General features: G+C 69.4%; 17 protein-coding genes. 7 read left to right on the top strand and 10 right to left on the bottom strand.

The genetic code is table 11. The features are described 5' to 3' along the window. Positions 1–112: 112 nt before the first annotated feature. The 3 genes from rimM to rpsP are packed head-to-tail and all read right to left on the bottom strand — an operon-like array spanning position 113 to position 1461. Positions 113–802, bottom strand: a complete 690-nt coding sequence (gene rimM / locus AC1DP3_RS11875; RefSeq protein WP_477293489.1) for a ribosome maturation factor RimM — start codon at positions 800–802, stop codon at positions 113–115. Between the two features lies 1 nt (position 803). After that, positions 804–1034: an RNA-binding protein gene (locus AC1DP3_RS11880; RefSeq protein WP_477293491.1), complete on the bottom strand. Its 231-nt coding sequence runs from the start codon at positions 1032–1034 to the stop codon at positions 804–806. 4 nt (positions 1035–1038) lie between these two features. Further along, the gene (gene rpsP / locus AC1DP3_RS11885; RefSeq protein ID WP_477293493.1) at positions 1039–1461 is read right to left on the bottom strand and encodes a 30S ribosomal protein S16; all 423 of its coding nucleotides are present in this window, start codon (positions 1459–1461) and stop codon (positions 1039–1041) included. A gap of 293 nt (positions 1462–1754) precedes the next feature. On the opposite strand from rpsP, the gene AC1DP3_RS11890 reads away from it, so the two are divergent. Then, positions 1755–2918: a glutamate--cysteine ligase gene (locus tag AC1DP3_RS11890; RefSeq protein ID WP_477293494.1), complete on the top strand. Its 1164-nt coding sequence runs from the start codon at positions 1755–1757 to the stop codon at positions 2916–2918. Positions 2919–2956: 38 nt separating this feature from the next. Here the strand turns inward: AC1DP3_RS11890 and ffh are convergent, their stop codons facing one another. Together ffh and AC1DP3_RS11900 are read right to left on the bottom strand one after the other, a co-directional pair. Further along, positions 2957–4513 (bottom strand): signal recognition particle protein, encoded by a 1557-nt coding sequence (gene ffh / locus AC1DP3_RS11895; protein ID WP_477293495.1) that lies wholly within the window; start codon positions 4511–4513, stop codon positions 2957–2959. A gap of 192 nt (positions 4514–4705) precedes the next feature. Next, the gene (locus AC1DP3_RS11900; protein WP_477293497.1) at positions 4706–5278 is read right to left on the bottom strand and encodes a TetR/AcrR family transcriptional regulator; all 573 of its coding nucleotides are present in this window, start codon (positions 5276–5278) and stop codon (positions 4706–4708) included. Between the two features lie 84 nt (positions 5279–5362). Between AC1DP3_RS11900 and lipB the strand changes: the two genes are divergently transcribed. Together lipB and lipA are read left to right on the top strand one after the other, a co-directional pair. After that, on the top strand, positions 5363–6001 hold the full coding sequence (lipB, locus tag AC1DP3_RS11905; protein WP_477293498.1) for a lipoyl(octanoyl) transferase LipB: 639 nt from the start codon (positions 5363–5365) through the stop codon (positions 5999–6001). After that, the gene (gene lipA, locus AC1DP3_RS11910; protein WP_477293499.1) at positions 5998–7053 is read left to right on the top strand and encodes a lipoyl synthase; all 1056 of its coding nucleotides are present in this window, start codon (positions 5998–6000) and stop codon (positions 7051–7053) included. The genes lipB and lipA overlap by 4 nt, the downstream gene beginning before the upstream one ends. 23 nt (positions 7054–7076) lie before the next feature. Here the strand turns inward: lipA and AC1DP3_RS11915 are convergent, their stop codons facing one another. The 5 genes from AC1DP3_RS11915 to smc form a co-directional block, all read right to left on the bottom strand. Next, positions 7077–7577, bottom strand: a complete 501-nt coding sequence (locus AC1DP3_RS11915) for a DUF2004 domain-containing protein (RefSeq protein ID WP_477293501.1) — start codon at positions 7575–7577, stop codon at positions 7077–7079. A gap of 70 nt (positions 7578–7647) precedes the next feature. Continuing rightward, complete coding sequence (gene ftsY, locus AC1DP3_RS11920; protein WP_477293503.1) at positions 7648–8520, bottom strand: signal recognition particle-docking protein FtsY; 873 nt, start codon at positions 8518–8520, stop codon at positions 7648–7650. Positions 8521–8593: 73 nt separating this feature from the next. After that, positions 8594–9277: a hypothetical protein gene (locus AC1DP3_RS11925; protein ID WP_477293505.1), complete on the bottom strand. Its 684-nt coding sequence runs from the start codon at positions 9275–9277 to the stop codon at positions 8594–8596. Beyond that, positions 9277–9981 (bottom strand): hypothetical protein, encoded by a 705-nt coding sequence (locus AC1DP3_RS11930; RefSeq protein WP_477293507.1) that lies wholly within the window; start codon positions 9979–9981, stop codon positions 9277–9279. The genes AC1DP3_RS11925 and AC1DP3_RS11930 overlap by 1 nt, the downstream gene beginning before the upstream one ends. A 42-nt stretch (positions 9982–10023) precedes the next feature. After that, positions 10024–13566 (bottom strand): chromosome segregation protein SMC, encoded by a 3543-nt coding sequence (smc, locus tag AC1DP3_RS11935; RefSeq protein WP_477293509.1) that lies wholly within the window; start codon positions 13564–13566, stop codon positions 10024–10026. Positions 13567–14027: 461 nt separating this feature from the next. Between smc and AC1DP3_RS11940 the strand changes: the two genes are divergently transcribed. The 4 genes from AC1DP3_RS11940 (at position 14028) to AC1DP3_RS11955 (ending at position 18677) form a co-directional block, all read left to right on the top strand. Continuing rightward, positions 14028–14576, top strand: coding sequence for a GNAT family N-acetyltransferase (locus AC1DP3_RS11940; protein WP_477293511.1), 549 nt, complete (start codon positions 14028–14030; stop codon positions 14574–14576). Beyond that, complete coding sequence (locus tag AC1DP3_RS11945; protein WP_477293513.1) at positions 14539–15114, top strand: hypothetical protein; 576 nt, start codon at positions 14539–14541, stop codon at positions 15112–15114. Before AC1DP3_RS11940 ends, AC1DP3_RS11945 begins: the two co-directional genes overlap by 38 nt. Then, entirely contained in the window at positions 15107–16201 is a 1095-nt protein-coding gene (locus AC1DP3_RS11950) for a GNAT family N-acetyltransferase (RefSeq protein ID WP_477293515.1), read from the top strand. Before AC1DP3_RS11945 ends, AC1DP3_RS11950 begins: the two co-directional genes overlap by 8 nt. A gap of 142 nt (positions 16202–16343) precedes the next feature. After that, on the top strand, positions 16344–18677 hold the full coding sequence (locus AC1DP3_RS11955; protein WP_477293517.1) for a glycoside hydrolase family 5 protein: 2334 nt from the start codon (positions 16344–16346) through the stop codon (positions 18675–18677).

The following is an 18677-nucleotide window of genomic DNA, read 5'->3' on the forward strand; positions in this document are numbered from 1 at the left end:
CCGCATGTCGCGGGGTGTTACCGCTCGATCACGCCGATCTCACGCGCGCGGGGCAGCGGGTGTGAAAGAGATCGAGGTCGGCCGCGCAGCGCCGGCCGTGGGACCGCAGCGGTCAGGCGTGGTCCTCGCCGGAGTCGGCATCGATGGCGTCGTCGTCTGGCGCGGCGCCGGCTTCGCGCTCGTCGTCCGATCCCGGCAGCTCTTCGAACAGGCCGGCGGGAGGCGTCACGACGACCCGGCCACCGGGCACGTCGACGATCGGGACGATCGCCTTCACGAACGGGACGAGCACCTCACGGTCGCTCTCGTCGCCGCCGGTGCGGACGATCAGAAGGTCCTGGGCGGGGAAGTGGTCGACGCGGGCGACCCGTCCGACCACGACGTCGTCGCGAACGACGTCGAGCCCGACGAGCTGGTGGTCGTACCAGGCGTCGTCTTCGGGGACGGATGCCTCGGCATCCTCATCGATCCACAGGATCGCCCGGATGAGCTCTTCCGCCGCAGAACGGTCGTCCACACCCTCGAAGAAGGCGACGGGATGGCTGTTCATCCACTTGAACTCGCGGACGGTGAGCGGCTTGCCGTGCCACGGCGACGACTCGGGCACCTGAAGCGTGAACGTCGCACCGGGGACGAACCGGCGATCGGGCTCGTCCGTGTAGAGCTCGAGCTTGAACGCGCCCTTCAGCCCGTGCGCCTTCACCAGGCGGCCGACGCGCAGCTGCGTCTTGCCGGACTTGCCTGGACGCGCCGGCTTCTGGGTCGGGCTCGAGACCGAGTCCGGGGATTCTGCGTCTGACATCTCAGTCGTCCGCGACGTCGACGCGCACGCGTCGACCGTCGGCGAGCGCCGAGATGAGCGTGCGCAGGGCCTTTGCCGTGCGTCCGCCGCGCCCGATTACGCGACCTCGGTCATCGGGGTGCACGTGCACCTCGAGGACGTCACCGCGGGGGGACGTCGAGGAGTTGATGCGGACGTCGTCCGGGTGATCCACGATCCCCTTGACGACGTGCTCGAGCGCGGCGGCCAGCACGGAATTACTCTGCGTCTGCGGCGGAGTCGGCGTCAGCGTCGGCCGGAGCCTCGGCGACGGGCTCTTCAGCCTTCTTCTCAGCCTTGGGCTTGATGACCGACTTCTTGGCGGAGTCGATCTCGAAGTCCGGCTTGGGCTCGGCCACCTTGACGGTCGAGACAGCATCCTTGTCGCCCTTGAAGCGACCCCAGTCGCCCGTCAGCTTGAGGATGGCGCGGACCTGCTCGGTGGGCTGGGCGCCCACGCTGAGCCAGTGCTGCGCGCGCTCGGAGTCGACCTCGATGAACGAGGGCTCCTCGGTGGGGTGGTACTTGCCGATCTCCTCGATGACACGACCATCGCGCTTGGTGCGCGAGTCGGCCACGACGATGCGGTAGTAGGGCGCACGGATCTTGCCGAGGCGCTTGAGACGAATCTTGACAGCCACGATTCTCCTGAATTGTGTGGAGGTGAGACGAACCGATCGCCTGGAGAGTGGGGTGCACACCCGGCGGAAGCTCAATAGGAGGACGGCGACGCTGGATAGAGGGTCGAGCGCCGGGTCCGACCCTCTATTCTGCCAGATCCCGGGGAGTGTCGCGAACACCCCCGCCCCGCACACCACGAGGGGTCCCCGTGAACCCCCGCCCACCACATCCCGGGGATTGTCGCGAACCGGCGGCTGCGCCGGCAGCGGCGATGCCACGGCGGCGACAGCATCCGTCATGGCAAACTGTGCGGATGACGGTGCCCTTCGCGACATCCGCCCGTTCCACCGTTGGGCTGGAGTGGGAGCTCATGCTCGCCGACGGGGCCACGGGGGACCTCGTGCCGCGCGCGCCCGAGGTGCTGGACGTCGTCGAGGAGCGCACAGCGCTCGAGCGGTTCACGGTGACCGGCGAGCTGCTGACGAACACGGTCGAGGTCACGAGCGGGGTCGGCGACACGGTCGAGGCCGCGGTCGACGACATCGCGGACGCGATCGCGGCGATCCGGGAGGTGACGAATCCTCTCGGCATCGAGCTGCTGTGCGCCGGGAGCCACCCCTTCGCGCAGTGGTACGACCAGCAGGTGACCGACAAGACCAGGTACCACAACCTCATCGAGCGGACCCAGTGGTGGGGCCGCAACATGATGATCTGGGGCATCCACGTGCACGTCGGCGTGGAAGACGTCAACAAAGTGTTCCCGCTGATCAATGCGCTGTCGGTCTATCTGCCGCATCTCCAGGCACTGTCGGCTTCGTCCCCCTTCTGGGCCGGGGAGCGCACGGGGTACGCGTCGAATCGGGCGCTCGTGTTCCAGCAGCTTCCGACGGCCGGGCTGCCGTGGCCCCTGCAGAACTGGTCCGAGTTCGAGGGGTATCTCGAGGACATGGTGCGAACCGGTGTGATGGCCGACGCGACCGAGGTGCGGTGGGATATCCGCCCGGCCCCGCGGTGGGGCACGATCGAGATCCGCGCCTGTGACGGGATGTCGACGCTGCCCGAGCTCGCCGCCGTCGCGGCGCTCGTGCAGGTGCTCGTCGAGCATTTCTCCCGCGAGTTGGATGCCGGCCGGGAACTGCCGGTCATCCCGCCGTGGTTCGTGCGCGAGAACAAGTGGCGCGCCGCGCGATACGGGCTGGATGCCCGGATCATCGTCGATGCCGACGGCACTCAGGCGCCCGTGCGCGAGCACCTGCGCCAGACGATGGACCGGCTCGTGGACGTCGCGGTCGAGCTCAAGTGCGGGCGTGAGTTCGCCGGCCTCGAGACGACGCTCACCCAGGGCGCGAGCTACGACCGGCAGCTGCGGGTGGCGGATGCCGCGGACGGCGACCTGCGCGAGGTCGTGCAGCACTTGATCCGCGAGTTCCGTGCGGGTCCGACGCTGCGCGAGCACTTCTCGCAGCTCGCCCGCTGAGGCAGGTCAGTCGGCCGCGGCGGACCGACGTCGTGGGTTCAGCCGTTGCCGAGCATCCGCTGCAGCTCGGCGAGGTCCTCGGCCGTCGGCGCGCCCTTCGGACTGCCCAGGCCGAAGCCCGACCCGGTCGGGGCCTCGATGGCAGCCTGGGCGATCCCGGCGTTCTCCGCTGCGCGCTTCGCGGGGTTGCCCGAACGCGAGCCCTTCGCCTTGACCTGCTTGCCGCGCTTGCTCGACGCACCCGGGCGGCCCCCGGGGATCGGGCCCATGCCAGGGATGTTCGGCACGCCGCCGCGGGCGACGGTCTTCATCATCTTGGCGGCCTGCTCGAACCGGTTGACGAGGGCGTTGACGTCGGTGACCGTCATGCCCGAGCCGCGCGCGATGCGCAGCCTTCGCGAGCCGTTGAGCACCTTGGGGTTGCGCCGCTCCCCCGGGGTCATCGAGCGGATGATCGCCTCGGTGCGGTCGATCTCGCGCTCGTCGAAGTTCTCGAGCTGCTCCTTCATCTGCCCCATGCCCGGCAGCATCCCGAGCATCTTCTTCATGGAGCCCATCTTCTTCATTTGCTGAAGCTGGGCGAGGAAGTCTTCGAGGGTGAACTGGTCGGTCGCGAGCTTCTCGGCGACCTTCATCGCCTCTTCCTCGTCGAACGCCGCCTGCGCCTGCTCGATGAGGCTCAGGATGTCGCCGAGGTCGAGGATGCGCTTGGCCATGCGGTCGGGGTAGAACGGCTCGAGATCGTCGAGTCCTTCACCCGTGGATGCGAACACGATGGGGCGACCGGTGACGGATGCCACAGACAGCGCCGCCCCGCCGCGCGCATCGCCGTCGAGCTTGGACAGCACCACACCGGTGAAGTCGACGCCCTCCTGGAAGGCCTTCGCCGTGTTGACGGCATCCTGACCGATCATCGCGTCGATGACGAACAGCACCTCGTCGGGGTTGGTCGCCTTGCGGATGGAGGATGCCTGCTTCATCAGCTCGGCGTCGACGCCGAGCCGGCCGGCCGTGTCGATGATGACGATGTCGTGCTGCTGTCGGCGCGCCACCTCCACGCCGTCTCGCGCAACCTGCACGGGGTCGCCGACGCCGTTGCCGGGCTGCGGCGCGTAGACGGCGGCACCGGCCTGACGGGCGACGACCTGCAGCTGGTTGACGGCGTTGGGGCGCTGCAGGTCGGCGGCGACGAGGAGCGGCGTGTGGCCGTCCTTCTCGAGCATCTTGGCGAGCTTGCCGGCGAAGGTCGTCTTGCCCGAGCCCTGCAGTCCGGCGAGCATGATCACGGTCGGCGGATTCTTGGCGAACTGCAGTCGCCGCTGCTCGCCGCCGAGGATCGCGACGAGTTCTTCGTTGACGATCTGGACGACCTGCTGCGCGGGGTTCAGCGCCCGGTTGACCTCGTCGCCGAGCGCGCGCTCGCGCACCTTGGCGGTGAAGTCCTTGACCACGACGAGGGCGACGTCGGCGTCGAGCAGCGCGCGACGGATCTCGCGCACCGTTCCGTCGACGTCCGCGGGCGTGAGCTGCCCCTTCTTGCGGAGGTTGCGGAAGGTCTCGGTGAGACGATCGGAGAGCGTGCCGAAGGTAGCCATGATCCCCCGATTCTACGGGAGCGGATGCGGGAGCCCGCCGTGAGCACGGGCGATCACCTGCGGAGTCCGGGCGTGCGCCCGTTCCTCCGTGCCCCTGCACAACTCCTCAACATCGGACCGCGGACCCGCGCAACCGACCCCTCCCGGGCACGGCGAGCCTGCATCGACGGAGTTGTGCAGATCCGGCCGCGACTACGCCGCCGCCAAACCGGGCACGAAGCTCAACGCCTCGTCGAGCAGCGTCGCGAGGTCCGTGCGACCGGGTCCCGCCTCTCCCCACTCCCAGAGCGCTGCAAGCACGGCCCCGGCGGCCGCCGCGCCGAGGACCGCGGCGGCGAGCCGCGGGGTCCCGTCAGCCGCGGCCCGTGCAGCGACCGCGCTCGCGAGGCGTGCCTGGCGCAGGGCCCGCTCGCGTTCGATCTCGTCGGTCAGGCCCATGGTGTCGGCGTTCGCGACGGCGAGCGCGAGGCTGTCAGGCGCGAAGCCGTCGGCGATGTCGCGCAGCACGTCACGCGCGGTCGCGTCGGGGTCGTGGGCGAGGCGCCGTACCGCGGCATCCAGCCGCTCATCGAGCCCAGCCCACAGCACGTCGGACTTGGAGGCGAAGTAGTTGAAGAAGCTCGAGCGGCTCACCCCAGCCCGGGAGGTGATGTCCACGATCGAGGTCTGCTCGAAGCCCTGCTCGAGGAAGAGCTCGCAGGCAGCCTCGGCGAGCGTCTCGCGGGACGACGCGCGTGGGCGGCCGGTGCGCGGCTCAGCGTTCATGCCCTCACGCTATCCGGCGCGATGCCGTGTGAGTGCGCGTATTGTTGGACGCGATCCAGAAAGTCGTGCTAACCAAGGAGCGCCGTGCTCGAGATCGTCACACAGGGTTTCGACCCGGACTTCGTGCCCTATCAGGACGGCTGGGCGCTGCAGCGCAGCATCCATTCCGAGGTCGTGGCCGGGAGCCGTCCCGACACGCTCGTCCTGCTGGAGCATGAGCCGGTGTACACCGCAGGAGCGCGGACGGCGCGCCACGAGCGGCCCACGGACGGTACGCCGGTCGTGGATGTCGACAGGGGCGGGAAGATCACGTGGCACGGTCCGGGCCAGCTGGTCGGCTACCCGATCGTGCGACTCCCCGAGCCGCTGGACGTGGTGGCGCACGTGCGTCGCCTCGAGAGCATCCTGATCGACGTGCTCGCCGGATACGGGGTGGAGGGTATCCGGGTAGAAGGGCGCAGCGGCGTGTGGGTGCGGCGGCCACTCTCGGAGGACAAGGTGGGGGCGATCGGCGTGCGAGTGCAGCGGGGTGTCACGATGCATGGGTTCGCGCTCAACTGCGACAACTCGCTGGCGGGCTTCCGCGGCATCGTCCCGTGCGGAATCGCGGATGCCGGAGTCACCACCTTGAGCGAGCTCGTCGGGGCCGACATCGCCCCCGTCGACGTCGTCGGGTCCGTGGTCAGCCGCTTCCAGTCCGAGTACGCGGCGGTCGCAGCGTGAGCGCGTGCGGGAGTGCTCACGGAGGCGCCGCGGGCGCTTCGGCGTCGGCATCCGGCCCCGGGCACGCCCCCGACGGACGCAAGCTCCTTCGCCTCGAGGTCCGCAACGCCCAGACGCCGATCGAGCGCAAGCCGGAGTGGATCAAGACGAAGGCGAAGATGGGGCCGGAGTACCAGGCGCTCCATTCGCTGGTGAAGTCCGAGGAGCTCCACACCGTCTGCCAGGAAGCGGGCTGCCCCAACATCTACGAGTGCTGGGAGGACCGCGAGGCGACCTTCCTCATCGGCGGCTCGCAGTGCACGAGGCGCTGCGACTTCTGCCAGATCGACACGGGCAAGCCGGCGGACTACGACATGGACGAGCCGCGCCGCGTCGCGGAGAGCGTCCAGCGGATGCAGCTGCGCTACGCGACAGTGACCGGCGTCGCGCGCGATGACCTGCCTGACGGCGGTGCGTGGCTGCACGCCGAGACCGTGCGGCGGATCCACGCCGACAACCCGGGCACGGGCGTCGAGATCCTCGCGACCGATTTCAACGGCGATCCCGCGCTGCTCGCGGAGGTCTTCGACTCACGTCCCGAGGTGTTCGCCCACAACGTCGAGACGGTGCCGCGCATCTTCAAGCGCATCCGTCCTGCCTTCCGCTACGAACGGTCGCTCGGCGTCCTGACCGCGGCGCGCGAGGCGGGGCTCATCACGAAGTCGAACCTGATCCTCGGCATGGGCGAAGACCCGGAAGAGGTCGTCCAGGCGCTGCAGGACCTGCACGATGCGGGTACCGACATCATCACCATCACGCAGTACCTGCGGCCGACTCCTCGTCATCTGCCCGTCGCACGCTGGGTCAAGCCTCAGGAGTTCGTCGAGTTCAAAGAGGAAGCCGAGCGCATCGGCTTCCTCGGCGTGCTCGCCGGCCCGCTCGTGCGGTCGTCCTACCGCGCGGGCCGCCTGTGGGCGCAGTCGATGATCTCGAAGGGCCGTGAGATCCCTCCCCACCTGGCGCACATCGCGCGGGACGTGCATGCCGACGGAGGGTTCGCGCAGGCGGTGTGAGGGGCCGGAAGAAAGGTCTGCATTCAGTCGGCGCTGGTCACCGAGAGCACATCGCCGTCCGAGCCGAGGTTGACCAGCAGAACGTCGTCGGTCGCATCCGGGTCGAGTGCGTACTCGAGGACCGCGAAGGGGTCGGACCCTCCGTGCTCGTCCGCGAGGATCGTCATGCTCATCAGCTGGAGCGAGCGGATGACGTCGATGTGCACGTCGCCCGAGATGTCCACCAGCGCCTCGTCGATGTCCTCCCCCAGCAGAGCCTGCTGCTGCAGGATGTACTCGGTCACCTCGCTGGTGCGGTCGTCGAGCTCGGACACCATCGCATTGCGGGCACTCCGGTCGATCTCCTCGATGGACGAGACGAGTCCCGCGGCCACGTCGAGTGCCGCTTCCGAGACGTCGTCCTGGTCGGGCGCGGTGAGATCGACAGTGACGGACTGATCCCCCAGCTCGACGTTCTCGGACCAGAAGATCGATCCGTCCGGCCCGGACTCGAGAAGTCCGAAGAAGTCGTGTTCGATCGCCATGTCCCCATGAAACCAGCCCTGCGCCCCAGACGGTAGCCCGGAGGCCCAGGGATCTCGGCGCGTCGCGAAATCACTCCACGAGCGATGCCGCGAACACGTGCGGGGTGAAGCCGGTGAGGTCGCCGATCCCCTCACCGTTCCCGAGCAGCTTCACCGGAATCCCGGTCCGCTCCTGAACCGCGAGCACGAAGCCGCCCTTCGCCGAGCCGTCGAGCTTGGTGATCACGAGACCCGTCACGCCCGCGTGCTCGAGGAACGCCTGGGCCTGCATGACCCCGTTCTGGCCGGTCGTCGCATCGAGCACGAGCAGCACCTCGCTGATGGGCGCCTGCTTCTCGATGACACGCCGGATCTTGCCCAGCTCGTCCATCAGACCGCCCTTGGTGTGCAGCCGCCCCGCCGTGTCGACGAGCACGATCTCGGTCCCGGTGCGCTTGGCATAGTCGATCGTCTGGAAGGCGACGGATGCCGGATCCTGGCCCTCCTGCTGGGGACGGACGATCGCAGCCCCGCCCCGTTCCGCCCACGTCGCCAGCTGGTCCACGGCCGCAGCGCGGAAGGTGTCGGCCGCCCCGACCACGACACTGCGCCCGTACCGCTGCAGGAACTTCGCGAACTTGCCGATGGTCGTCGTCTTGCCGACGCCGTTGACCCCGACGACGAGCACGACCGCCGGACGCTCGGTGAGTCGCAGCGTGGTGTCGAACTTCGCGAAGTGCTCCTCGAGGCTCTCCTTCAGCATCCGGTGAAGATCTTTCGGATCGTTCGTGTGATACCTGTCGACCTTCTCGCGGAGGTCGTCGATGATCCGCTCCGTGGTGTCAGGCCCGAAGTCGGCCGTCAGCAGCGCGGTCTCGAGGTCGAGCCAGGTGACCTCGGTGATCTCGGGCGCCGCGAACATCGTCCGGAGGGCCCGCACAAGGGACCAGGGGCTGTCTGCCATGCCTCCCAGCCTACGAGGCGCCGCCTGTGCACTCGTGCCTGCGCAGCCTCGAGCTGCGGGGCATGTGACGCCGTCAGCCCCTTCGCACTCCCACGATCAGGTCCAAGTGGCCGGCGAGCGCGAGTTCTTGGATCTCATCTCTGCTGCTCGAGGTGGCCGGGCAGGTGACGAGGAAGAGCACAGCCAGGTCGAGCTCCGGGAAGGCGCGCGCCCCCATGATCGCGTTCGATCGGTCCTCCCACGCGACAGCTGCCACCCGGACAGCAACCTTCCCACCACCTTCTCGATCGACGCGGCTGTCACCGATGTATGCGTCGATACCCTCGCTCGAGCCCGGCTTCAGCTGCTCCGTCAGCCAGCGAATGCCGTCGTCCGATGCCGCCCGGGCATCGTCTCCGGCGGAGAGCTCCGGCAGCACCTGAATGAGCTCCGTCGTGCAACCGCTCGCCTCATCCCGATAGGTGCCGCGCGCCCCCAATCGGGGCGGCTCTGCGGCGAAGCCCTCGGCCGACGCGAGCGATTCGCCCCACTCGACGGCGACGATCCTCGCGTTGCCCCCAGCACCCTCGAACGGAATGTCCTGGTCCGCGACGGCGCTCGGCTGCGAGGGGGATGCGGCAGGGGGCGGTGACGGATCGGAGGTGACATCGCGCACCGTGTCATCGGCTGAAGGCGCGGAAGCGACTCCGTTCGAACACGCTGCGAGACCCAGGGCGAGGGTCAGCACGACCACGCACCCCCACGTCGCCGCACGCATCACTCACTCCCMGCGGTTTCGGTMACGTGCAGCGCCAGCCCCTTCGGGCCGACGACCCGGTCGTGTTCGTCGTACGCGTTTGTCCCGCTGGGGCAATCGATGGCGAAGTAGTAGATCGACTGGATTGCGTTGAAGAATCTGGCCGAGTCCGCCCAGCTCGACCCATCGGTCAGTTCGGCCCCCAGGCCCCACAGCGACGCCGTGCCGCCCTCCTGCGTCTGATCGATGGGAAAGTCGTCTCCGTAGGTCTCCACGACCTCCGGTGTGACCTCCGCATCCCTGCCCTGCGCGATCCCCGCGATCGCGGAGATCGTCGATGCGCGATCAGAGTCCTCTGCGGCGAAATCCTTCAGGGTGCCCTGATAGAAGACGATCGTGCATCCGTTCGTATCGTCGGTGTACGACCAGGAGCCGTTCCCGTCATCCGGCGAGAGAAGGGAGAATTCAGGGTCGGTTGCGAACGGATCGATCCACTCCGCGGCAATCGACCCCGCTTCCAGGTCATCTCCCGCCTCGAAGGTGAGCTCCAGCGGAATCGAAGTGTCGACCGTCTCCGCCACCGCATCATCGCTGGGGGCAGGCGGGTCTGATGACACGGCGGGCACGGGTGCACCCTCCCGCGGCGCTGCAGTGCAGGCCGGGGTTACCAGAATGCCGATGGCGAGGGCGACCACGCCCACGCGCCTTCGCGCGGAGTGATTCATGCGCGAAGCATAGACCTTGGGGGCCTGGGAGGATATGCCCGGTCAGCTCGCGACGCGCTCGCCCACGCGCTGCCCGACGACGGCGGACACGCCGTCCTGGCGCATGGAGACCCCGTAGAGGGCGTCCGCGATCTCCATGGTGCGCTTCTGGTGCGTGATGACGATCAGCTGGCTCGACTCGCGGAGCTGCTCGAACACGCCGAGCAGCCGCCCGAGGTTGGCATCGTCAAGCGCCGCCTCGACCTCATCGAGGATGTAGAACGGACTCGGCCGGGCCTTGAAGATCGCCGTCAGAAGCGCCACCGCGGCAAGCGACCGCTCTCCACCGGAGAGCAGCGACAGCCGCTCGATCTTCTTGCCGACGGGCCGTACGGCGACCTCGATGCCGGTCGTCAGGGGGTGGTCCGGATCGGTGAGGGAGATGCTTCCCGTGCCGCCGGGGAAGAGCACGGGGAACACCTCGCCGAACGCGACTCTCGTGTCTTCGAACGCAGCGAGGAAGATCGACTGCATCCGCTCGTCGAGCTCTTCGATGATCGTGAGCAGGTCTTTGCGGGTCTGCGTCAGATCGGCGAGCTGCTCGGTCAGGAACTTGTGCCGCTGCTCGAGCGCGGCGAACTCCTCGAGGGCGAGCGGGTTGACCCGGCCGAGCTGCGAGAGCTTGCGCTCCGCATCCTGGAGCCGTTTGCGCTGGCCCGCCCGATCGAAGGGGACGGTCTCGACCACGACCGCGCCGTCGTGCGCGCCGGCGGGGGCGGCGGAGTCCTCGGTGCCGAGATCGAGGGGCACAGCCAGGTCCGGACCGTACTCCGCGACCAGGACGTCTTCTTCAAGACCGAGCTCCGACGCGACACGCTCGAGCAGGCTCGTCACGTGGAGCCGCTTCTCGTGGATCTGCAGCTCGAGGCCGTGGACGCTCTCGGTGAGCCCGGTGAGCCGGGCACGGATGGCGGTCTCCTGGGTCCGCAGCTCCGCGAGCTCCTGCGTCACCGCGGTCCGCGCGGACTCCGCGGTCGCCAGGTCGACGCGCGCCTGCGTCACCGAGCGGTCGACGGAGTCGAGGAGCGCCGGAACCTGGGCGGCGACATCGGCGGCGATCTCACGCTGGGCGCGCCGGATGACAGCTCTGCGTGCCGCTTCGGCCGCGGCATCCCGCTCCCGTTCCCGCTGCTTCTCGAGCTGGACCACACGCGCTTCGCCGGCGCGGACGCGCTCACGCAGCGTCTCCACGTCCAGGCGCGTGCGCATCTCGCCTTCTCGCGCGGCTTCGAGCGCGGCGAGCATTCCCTCCCGCGACGACGCGTCCAGGATCGGGCGCGGGGCCTCGAGTGCGACCGTGAGCTGCTCGCCGGCGACCCGTGCGGATGCCTCGGCATCCGCCACGGCAGCCTGAGCCTGGGCGAGGCCTGCGGCGAGGCGGTCGCACTCGGCGATCGCAGCCTCGTGCCGCACGGTCGCACGGTTGACCTGCTCGGCGTGCGCCGCCGCGGCGGCGTCGTGCGCACGCAGCGTCTCGAGCGCCGTCCTGGTCGCCTTCCGAGCGGCGTCGAGTCCGCGCACGCGGTCGGCGAGTGCTTCGCGGAGCGAGTCGGCGATGACCACGATCTCCGAGAGGCGGTCGGCCGCGGCGTCGCGCTCGGCGGCCAGTTCCAGGCGCGACCGGCTCTGGCCCGACCCCGCTCGCACGGTCTGCGCGGTCACGACCTCCCCCGCCCGCGTCACCACGGTGACAGGGCGGTCAGCGGGGAGGAGCGCCTGCGCCGCTGCGAGGTCATCCACGATCACGACGTGGCGGAAGAGGGCGAGGACGCCGTCCGGCGCCTTCACGATGTCGCGCGCCGCGGTCGCGCCCGGGATGCCCGCGATCGACTCGGGAGCGTCGTTCGACGTGGCGATCGCGATGTCGACGACGCCGAGATCGCCTCCCCGCACCGATCCGGCAACGGCGAACGCGTCGTCGCGCGAGTCGACGAGCACGCCCTCGGCGAGCGGGCCCAGCACAGCGGCGATGGCGGTCTCGTAGCCGGGCGTGACTTTGATCGCGTCGCCGATGAGTCCCCGGATGCCGGCCCCTCCGCCCGCGACGATCTCGGCGGCTGCGTTGCGCACATCCAGCGCGCGACCGAGCGTCTTCGTCTGCGCGGTCAGGGAGTCCAGTTCCCGCTCTGCGGTGTGGAGGCGCTCCCGCAGTCCGCCCACCGCGGCCTCGGCATCCGTCGCCTCCCGCTGCGCCCGCTCGTAGGCGGCGGCGTGCTCGGCAGCCGACTCCTCGGGCACGAGATCGGGGTCGATGCCGGCGAGGATCTGCTCGGCCTCGAGGCGCCGCTGCTGGGCGGCGTCCAGCGCCCGCTGCTGGCGATCGACGGCGGCCCGGACAGCCGCGAGAGCGGATGCCGCTGCCTCGGCGGTGCCGCGCAGCGCGGTGATGCGCATGTCGTGCTCCGACACGAGCGCGCTCTGAGCCGAGATGTCGGCGTCGAGCGCATCGAGTTCGGCACGCGCGCGCATGACGTCGCGAGCAGCCTCGGTGGCGGCATCCTGCGCGTCTCCCAGCCCGCTCGCGATCTCGTCGATCTCTGCGCGCACCTCGTCGATCATGGGCTGCGACACGGTCGAGAGGGCTGAGGAATCGTCGCGATCGTCGTCGCCGAGGAGCGCGAGCCGTTGCCCCGCGAGTGTGAAGAGACCACGGATGCGCTCCTGCACGCGCTCGAGACCGAAAGCGACGCTGCGGGCCCGGTCGACCGCTTCGGAGCGCTGGTCTGCCTCAAGCTGCTCGATGCGCAGCCGGAACGAGTCGAGTTGATCCTGCAGCACGAGCCGCTCCGCGTGCCGCTCCTGCTCGCTGCGCGTATGGCCCGCGAGCTCCTCACGGAGGCCCACGAGCTCGTCGGCGAAGAGCCGCGCCTTGGCGTCGCGGACGACCGCTGCGATCGTCGCCGCTTCCCGCGCGATCTCGGCCTGTCGTCCGAGCGGCTTGAGCTGGCGTCGCAGCTCGCCCGCGAGATCGCTCAGGCGCGTGAGGTTCGCCTCCATCGCGTCGAGCTTGCGGAGCGTCTTCTCCTTGCGGCGGCGGTGCTTCAAGATGCCCGCGGCCTCCTCGATGAATCCGCGGCGATCCTCGGGGGATGCCTGCAGCACGGTGTCGAGCCGCCCCTGTCCGACAATGACGTGCATCTCGCGCCCGAGCCCAGAATCGCTGAGCAGCTCCTGCACGTCCAGCAGCCGGCACGTGTCGCCGTTGATCGCGTACTCGCTCGCCCCGTTGCGGAACAGCGTGCGGCTGATCGTCACCTCGGAGTACTCGATCGGCAATGCGCCGTCGGCGTTGTCGATCGTGAGCTGCACCTCGGCCCGGCCGAGTGGGCCGCGCGTGGCGGTGCCGGCGAAGATGACGTCCTCCATCTTCCCGCCGCGGAGCGTCTTGGCTCCCTGCTCGCCCATCACCCAGGCGAGGGCATCGACCACGTTCGACTTGCCCGAGCCGTTCGGTCCGACGATGCACGTCACACCGGGTTCGAGCGCGAAGGTCGTCGGCTGCGCGAACGACTTGAACCCTTTGAGCGTCACGCTCTTCAGGTGCATGGACGAGCCCCTTCGCGCGGCTTACGGATATCCCGACAACCGTACCCGACGGCCTTCCCGCCCCTCGGCAGGCGGGGCCGAAGCGCCGCAGCCCCGCCTGCACCATCGCGCCGAAGGTCTTGACGGCCCCTCGGGGCTGCGCTAGCGTCACTGATCGCGTCCAGAAGTCGAAAGGAGGTCGCCATGATGATCGAAGCCCGCACGCAGTCCCCTGCACCAGCATTCACCGGCTCCGTCTGCACCTCGGCGACCGATTCCTTCTGCGCGTTCTTCCCCGCGGACCGTTGATCCGCTCCTAGGAGAGCTCCGCCTCCAGGCAGGTCGCCGCCCGGGCATCCGCGCGATTGCGCTCGCCCTCGGGCACCCGCTGCCGGCACACCCACGTCGGCCCCGGCTCCGCCACCATTCGTCGGCGCATACGCGTTCCGACTCTCCTTCTTTCCTCCTCTGAGAGAGCAGAAATGAACACCTCCACACTCCTCGGGGTCGAGTTCCGACCGATCGCGATCCCCGAATCCATCCACTCGTCCGACGCGAGCGACTTCATCTCGATGGTCGAGGTGCGCAATCGCGTCTACCGCGAGATCCGCGGAAGCGACGACAACTCCGTCTCCGCCGCCGAGCTGCTCCCGCTCTATCAGCGGGACAGCTACGAGCTTCGCTGCCTGTGGCTGGTCGTTCTCGACGGCCGGCCGGTCGGCCGCGTCGGCGTCGACCTTCCGCTCGAGAAGGGCTCGAAGGCCGCCTACTGGCTGATCGAACTCCTCGCGGAGGTTCACGCACAGGGGCTCGGCACGGCAGGGCACGCCCTCGTCGAGCAGACCGCGCGAGCGCACGGCCGCACGGTGCTGCAATCCTGGGCGGAGCATCCGGCCGCTCCGGGGCCCGTGATCCTCTCGCCCACCGGCTTCGGGTCGATCCCCGAGGACCGCGCCGCACTTCTACCGGACGAACGGCTACACGCTCGAGCAGGTGGAGCGAGTCAGCGCGCTCGACCTCCGAGCCTCTAACGAGAGGCTCGAGGAGCTGCTCGCCGCCGCGCGCACCGCGGCGTCCGACTACCGGGTCGTGCAGTGGTCGCCGCCTACACCGGATGAGTTCGTCGAGGGCTACGCCTGGATGAAGTCCCGGATGTCGACGGACGCTCCGGCGGCGGCGCTCGAGTTCGACGAGGAGACGTGGGATGCCGCTCGCCTGGCGCGGCACGACTCGACGTACACCGACGGCGGCCGGCTGATGCTCGTCACCGCCGCCCAGCACATCGAGAGCGGGGCGCTGTGCGCGTTCAACGAACTGGTGATCGGCCCGGATCGCACCGCGGCATCCCATCAGGAGGACACGCTCGTGCTGAAGGAGCACCGGGGCCACCGGCTCGGGATGCTCGTGAAATGCATCGGCCTGCTGACGTGGCGAGAACTCGTCCCCGAGTCGCCCCGCATCACCACCTACAACGCAGAGGAGAACCGTCCGATGCTCGACATCAACGAGGCGATCGGCTTCACACCGATCGCCTACGAGGGAGCCTGGAAGAAGGTGCTCGATGACTGAGGTCGCCCTGCATCCCCTGACCGTCCGGCAGCTTGTGCCGCCCGCGACCCTCGATGCTCCTGATGCGGGACTGTTCCTCCGCATGATCGAGATCGCCAATGCCGCGTGCCGCCTCGATGCCGGGCACGGCGACCTCGACGAGGACCCGCGGGAAGCGCTCGTGGCGTGGCAGGACCAGACGGATTGGGGCCGGACCGGCTTCGTCGCGGAGCGTGCGGACGAGGTCGTCGGCGTCGCCAATCTGGTCTACCCGCAAGAGGCCGGTGCGACGACGGCGGAGTTCGACGTCTTCATCGCACCGGGCAGATGGGGTGGAGGCGCCGAGGAGGCGCTGCTCGCGGCTGTCGAGGCCGAAGCCCGCCTGCTGGGTCGCACGTCGATCCAGATCTTCACCCTGCACCGCGCCGACGGCACAGGTCCCGCCCTCCGCCCGTCGACGGGATGGGGAGAGATTCCCGCCGACGACCGCCAGACCGTGTTCTGCCTCGAGAACGGCCTCACGCTCGAACAGGTGGAGCGCAACAGCGCCTTCGACATGCGATCGCCGTTCGACGGTGTGGAGCGGATGCTCGCCGAAGCGCGGGAAAAGGCCGGGCCCGACTACCGGCCGGTGGCGTGGACGTCGCCGACTCCGGAGGCCTACCAGGAGGGCCTCGCGTACGCCATGTCGCGCATGTCGACGGACGTGCCGCAGGGCGGGCTCGACGTCGACGAGCAGACGTGGGATGCCGAGCGCATCCGGCGCCGGGATGCCCGCCTGGCTGCTCAGGGGTTCACCGTCTCGGTGGCCTGCGTCGAGCACGTCCCGACCGGTCGGATCGCCGCGTACAACGAGCTCGCCATCGCCGGTGACCGCTCGGGGGCGACGCACCAGTGGGGCACGCTCGTGCTGAAGGAGCACCGCGGCAGGCGGCTGGGGGCGATCGTGAAGTGCGTGAACCTCCTGCGCTGGCGCGACCTCGTGCCCGAATCGCCGCGGGTCTCCACGTTCAACGCCGAAGAGAACCGGCACATGCTCGCCATCAACGAGGCGATCGGCTTTACTCCGGTCTCATACGCGGGAGCGTGGAAGAAGGTGCTCGACTGAGAGGATGCTGCGCCCGCCGGCGGCGCGGGCGCAGCATCCGTCCTCCGCAGTCCTCCCTGTGACCTGAGCCGTCTCGGTTTGACATCGTGCAATCGATCGCGGATGCTGTGCAGGCCCGATCCCCCTCGTCACACGGAGTGCAATGAAGCGTTCCCGTCGTGTCATCGTCGCGCTCTCGTCGACGGTGGCACTCGTTCTCCTTCAAGCGGTGCTGGACCCGACCGGCCTGCTCGCGCTCGTGGGCTGGTCCGGAGCCGTGCCGTCGCTGGACTCCGGTGTCTGGCCGTTCGCGGCGTACGTCGTGTTCCTTCCGGTGCTGCTCGGGATGGTGTGGTGGGTGGCGGCTCGTGCCGGCGAACGCTTCTGGACCCTCTTCCCGGGGGTCGTGCTGGCGGTTCTGCTCGCCCAGGCGGCGGCCTGCCTCGTGATGACGGGAGACCTCGCGGTCGCGGCATGGGGTGCAGGATTCGTCACCGCGAAGGCGCTGCCGGCGGCCGCCATCGTCGCGGCTCTGACGCGATGGCTCGGCGGCAGGCCCCAGCGGGAGCGCCACAGCCCGGGCGAGGTCTGGGTGCCCGCACTCGTGTTCGCGACCCTCGCTCCCATCGTTGCGGGCCTCTGGTGGACGGGCGTCGTGTACGCACCAGGCGTTCCTGCCGCCAGAGCCGACCGGGGTCCGCTCTCGATGATCGTCGGGATGCTGCTGCTCGCGGCCGCCTGCGCCCTGACCCTGCGGTGGATGCGCCGCCGGGTGCCCGGGGTGCTGGGCGGATGGCTCGCGGCGGTCGTCGCAGGTGCCGCGGTGGGCCTCGTCCAGGCCTGCGTCGCCTTCGTCGTCGGCGGCGGACTCACCGGCGAACTCTGGCCCGCCATGAGCGCGTACGTGGCACTCGCAGACGGTCTCTCCTTCGGCGCAGCCGTCGGCTGGGTCGTCGGGATGGTCGCGGTCCTCGTCGACCGGGTGGCGGCGCGCCGGTCGGTCGGCACGATGCGGGTGGTGGCGGCCTCGGTCGCCGTCCTCGCGGCCGCCGTCACGATCGTCGTGCCCGCGGTCTCCCCTGCAGCGGTGGCACAGCCGCAGGACCCGCCGCTCGCGGGATTCCTTCGTGCGGATGGCGACGTCATCGCCGATGGACGAGGCAACCAGGTCCTGCTGCGCGGGGCGAACGTCAACCAGCTGGTCGACTTCTTCGAGCCCCGCCCCGACGTCGAGGGGACTCGTCCGCTCACCGAGTCCGACTTCGCCGGCATGGCCGAGCAGGGGTTCAATGTCGCGCGGCTCGGCATCTCGTGGTCTGCGCTCGAGCCCGATCGCGGTCAGCTCGACGCGGAGTACCTGGGCCTCATCGAGGATGCCGTGGGCTGGGCGAAGAAGTACGGCATCTACATCGTGATCGACATGCACCAGGACAGCTGGTGGAACGGCGCGACGCCGGAGGGGACGGCCTGCCGCCCCGGCACCGACCCGATGTGGGGTTACGACGGCGCCCCCGGCTGGGCTACCCGGACCGACGGCGCACCCCGCTGCCAGTTCCAGGGGCGCGACATCTCGCCCGCGAGCGATCGCGCGTTCCAGCACTTCTACTTCGACACGCATGGCGTGCAGTCGGCCTTCATCAGGACGTGGGCCGAGCTCGCGGCGACCTTCCGCGATGAGCCGGCCGTCGCAGGGTTCGACCTTCTGAATGAGCCCGGCTTCGGCGAGAGCGCGCCCGTGACGACCTCCTATCTGCTGGGCCGCTTCTACGACCGCGCCATCGAGGAGATCCGCGCCGCGGGAGCACCCCAGATCGTCTTCTTCGAGCCGAGCATCCTCTGGTCGGGGCTCGGATTCGACACGGGTCCGACGCCAGGTTTCACGGATGACGCGAACATCGTCTACTCCCCGCACCTGTACGCGGAGTCGATCACCATGGACCGATCACTGGGGCTCCCGCCGATCGTGGGGATCGAGCGTCAGTTCGAACTCGCCGAGCGTGCGGCACAGGCCTACGGCGTCCCCCTCTGGTCGGGCGAGTACGGGTATTGGGGGGATGCCGCCGACCGGGTCGCACGGCTCACCCGGTATGCGGCGGAGGAGGACGATCGCGTGCTCGGGAGCGCCTACTGGGTCTGGAAGCAGGCGTGCGGCGACCCCCAGAACGGCATCGGCGAGTTCGGCGACGCCCTCATCCCGCAGGACTGCGCCACGGGAGACGACGCTGCGCCGCGCGACGATCTGCTCGCCATCCTGAGCCGCGCGTACCCGCGTTCGGCGCCGGGCACGGTCACCCGACTCACGGCAGACGGGGCGGCACTCACCCTCAGCGGTGAGACCAGCTCCGAGTCCTGCGGCCTGGAGGTCTGGATTCCCGGATCTACCGAGCCGCAGGTCACCATGACAGGCATCGCAGATCTCCAGCTGGATGCTGTGCCGGGCGGGTGGCTCGTCACGGGCTGCGCGGAGGGGGAATACACCCTCTCGACCGAGGGCTAG

The sequence above is a fragment of the Microbacterium sp. P5_B6 genome (assembly GCF_056400345.1).

Excerpts from the sequence above, each read along its gene's own strand:
- rimM (WP_477293489.1), bottom strand. The coding sequence starts at position 802 with ATGTCAGACGCAGAATCCCCGGACTCGGTCTCGAGCCCGACCCAGAAG.
- AC1DP3_RS11890 (WP_477293494.1), top strand. The coding sequence starts at position 1,755 with ATGACGGTGCCCTTCGCGACATCCGCCCGTTCCACCGTTGGGCTGGAG.
- ffh (WP_477293495.1), bottom strand. The coding sequence starts at position 4,513 with ATGGCTACCTTCGGCACGCTCTCCGATCGTCTCACCGAGACCTTCCGC.
- AC1DP3_RS11900 (WP_477293497.1), bottom strand. The coding sequence starts at position 5,278 with ATGAACGCTGAGCCGCGCACCGGCCGCCCACGCGCGTCGTCCCGCGAG.
- AC1DP3_RS11915 (WP_477293501.1), bottom strand. The coding sequence starts at position 7,577 with ATGGCGATCGAACACGACTTCTTCGGACTTCTCGAGTCCGGGCCGGAC.
- ftsY (WP_477293503.1), bottom strand. The coding sequence starts at position 8,520 with ATGGCAGACAGCCCCTGGTCCCTTGTGCGGGCCCTCCGGACGATGTTC.
- AC1DP3_RS11925 (WP_477293505.1), bottom strand. The coding sequence starts at position 9,277 with ATGCGTGCGGCGACGTGGGGGTGCGTGGTCGTGCTGACCCTCGCCCTG.
- smc (WP_477293509.1), bottom strand. The coding sequence starts at position 13,566 with ATGCACCTGAAGAGCGTGACGCTCAAAGGGTTCAAGTCGTTCGCGCAG.
- AC1DP3_RS11940 (WP_477293511.1), top strand. The coding sequence starts at position 14,028 with ATGAACACCTCCACACTCCTCGGGGTCGAGTTCCGACCGATCGCGATC.
- AC1DP3_RS11950 (WP_477293515.1), top strand. The coding sequence starts at position 15,107 with ATGACTGAGGTCGCCCTGCATCCCCTGACCGTCCGGCAGCTTGTGCCG.
- AC1DP3_RS11955 (WP_477293517.1), top strand. The coding sequence starts at position 16,344 with ATGAAGCGTTCCCGTCGTGTCATCGTCGCGCTCTCGTCGACGGTGGCA.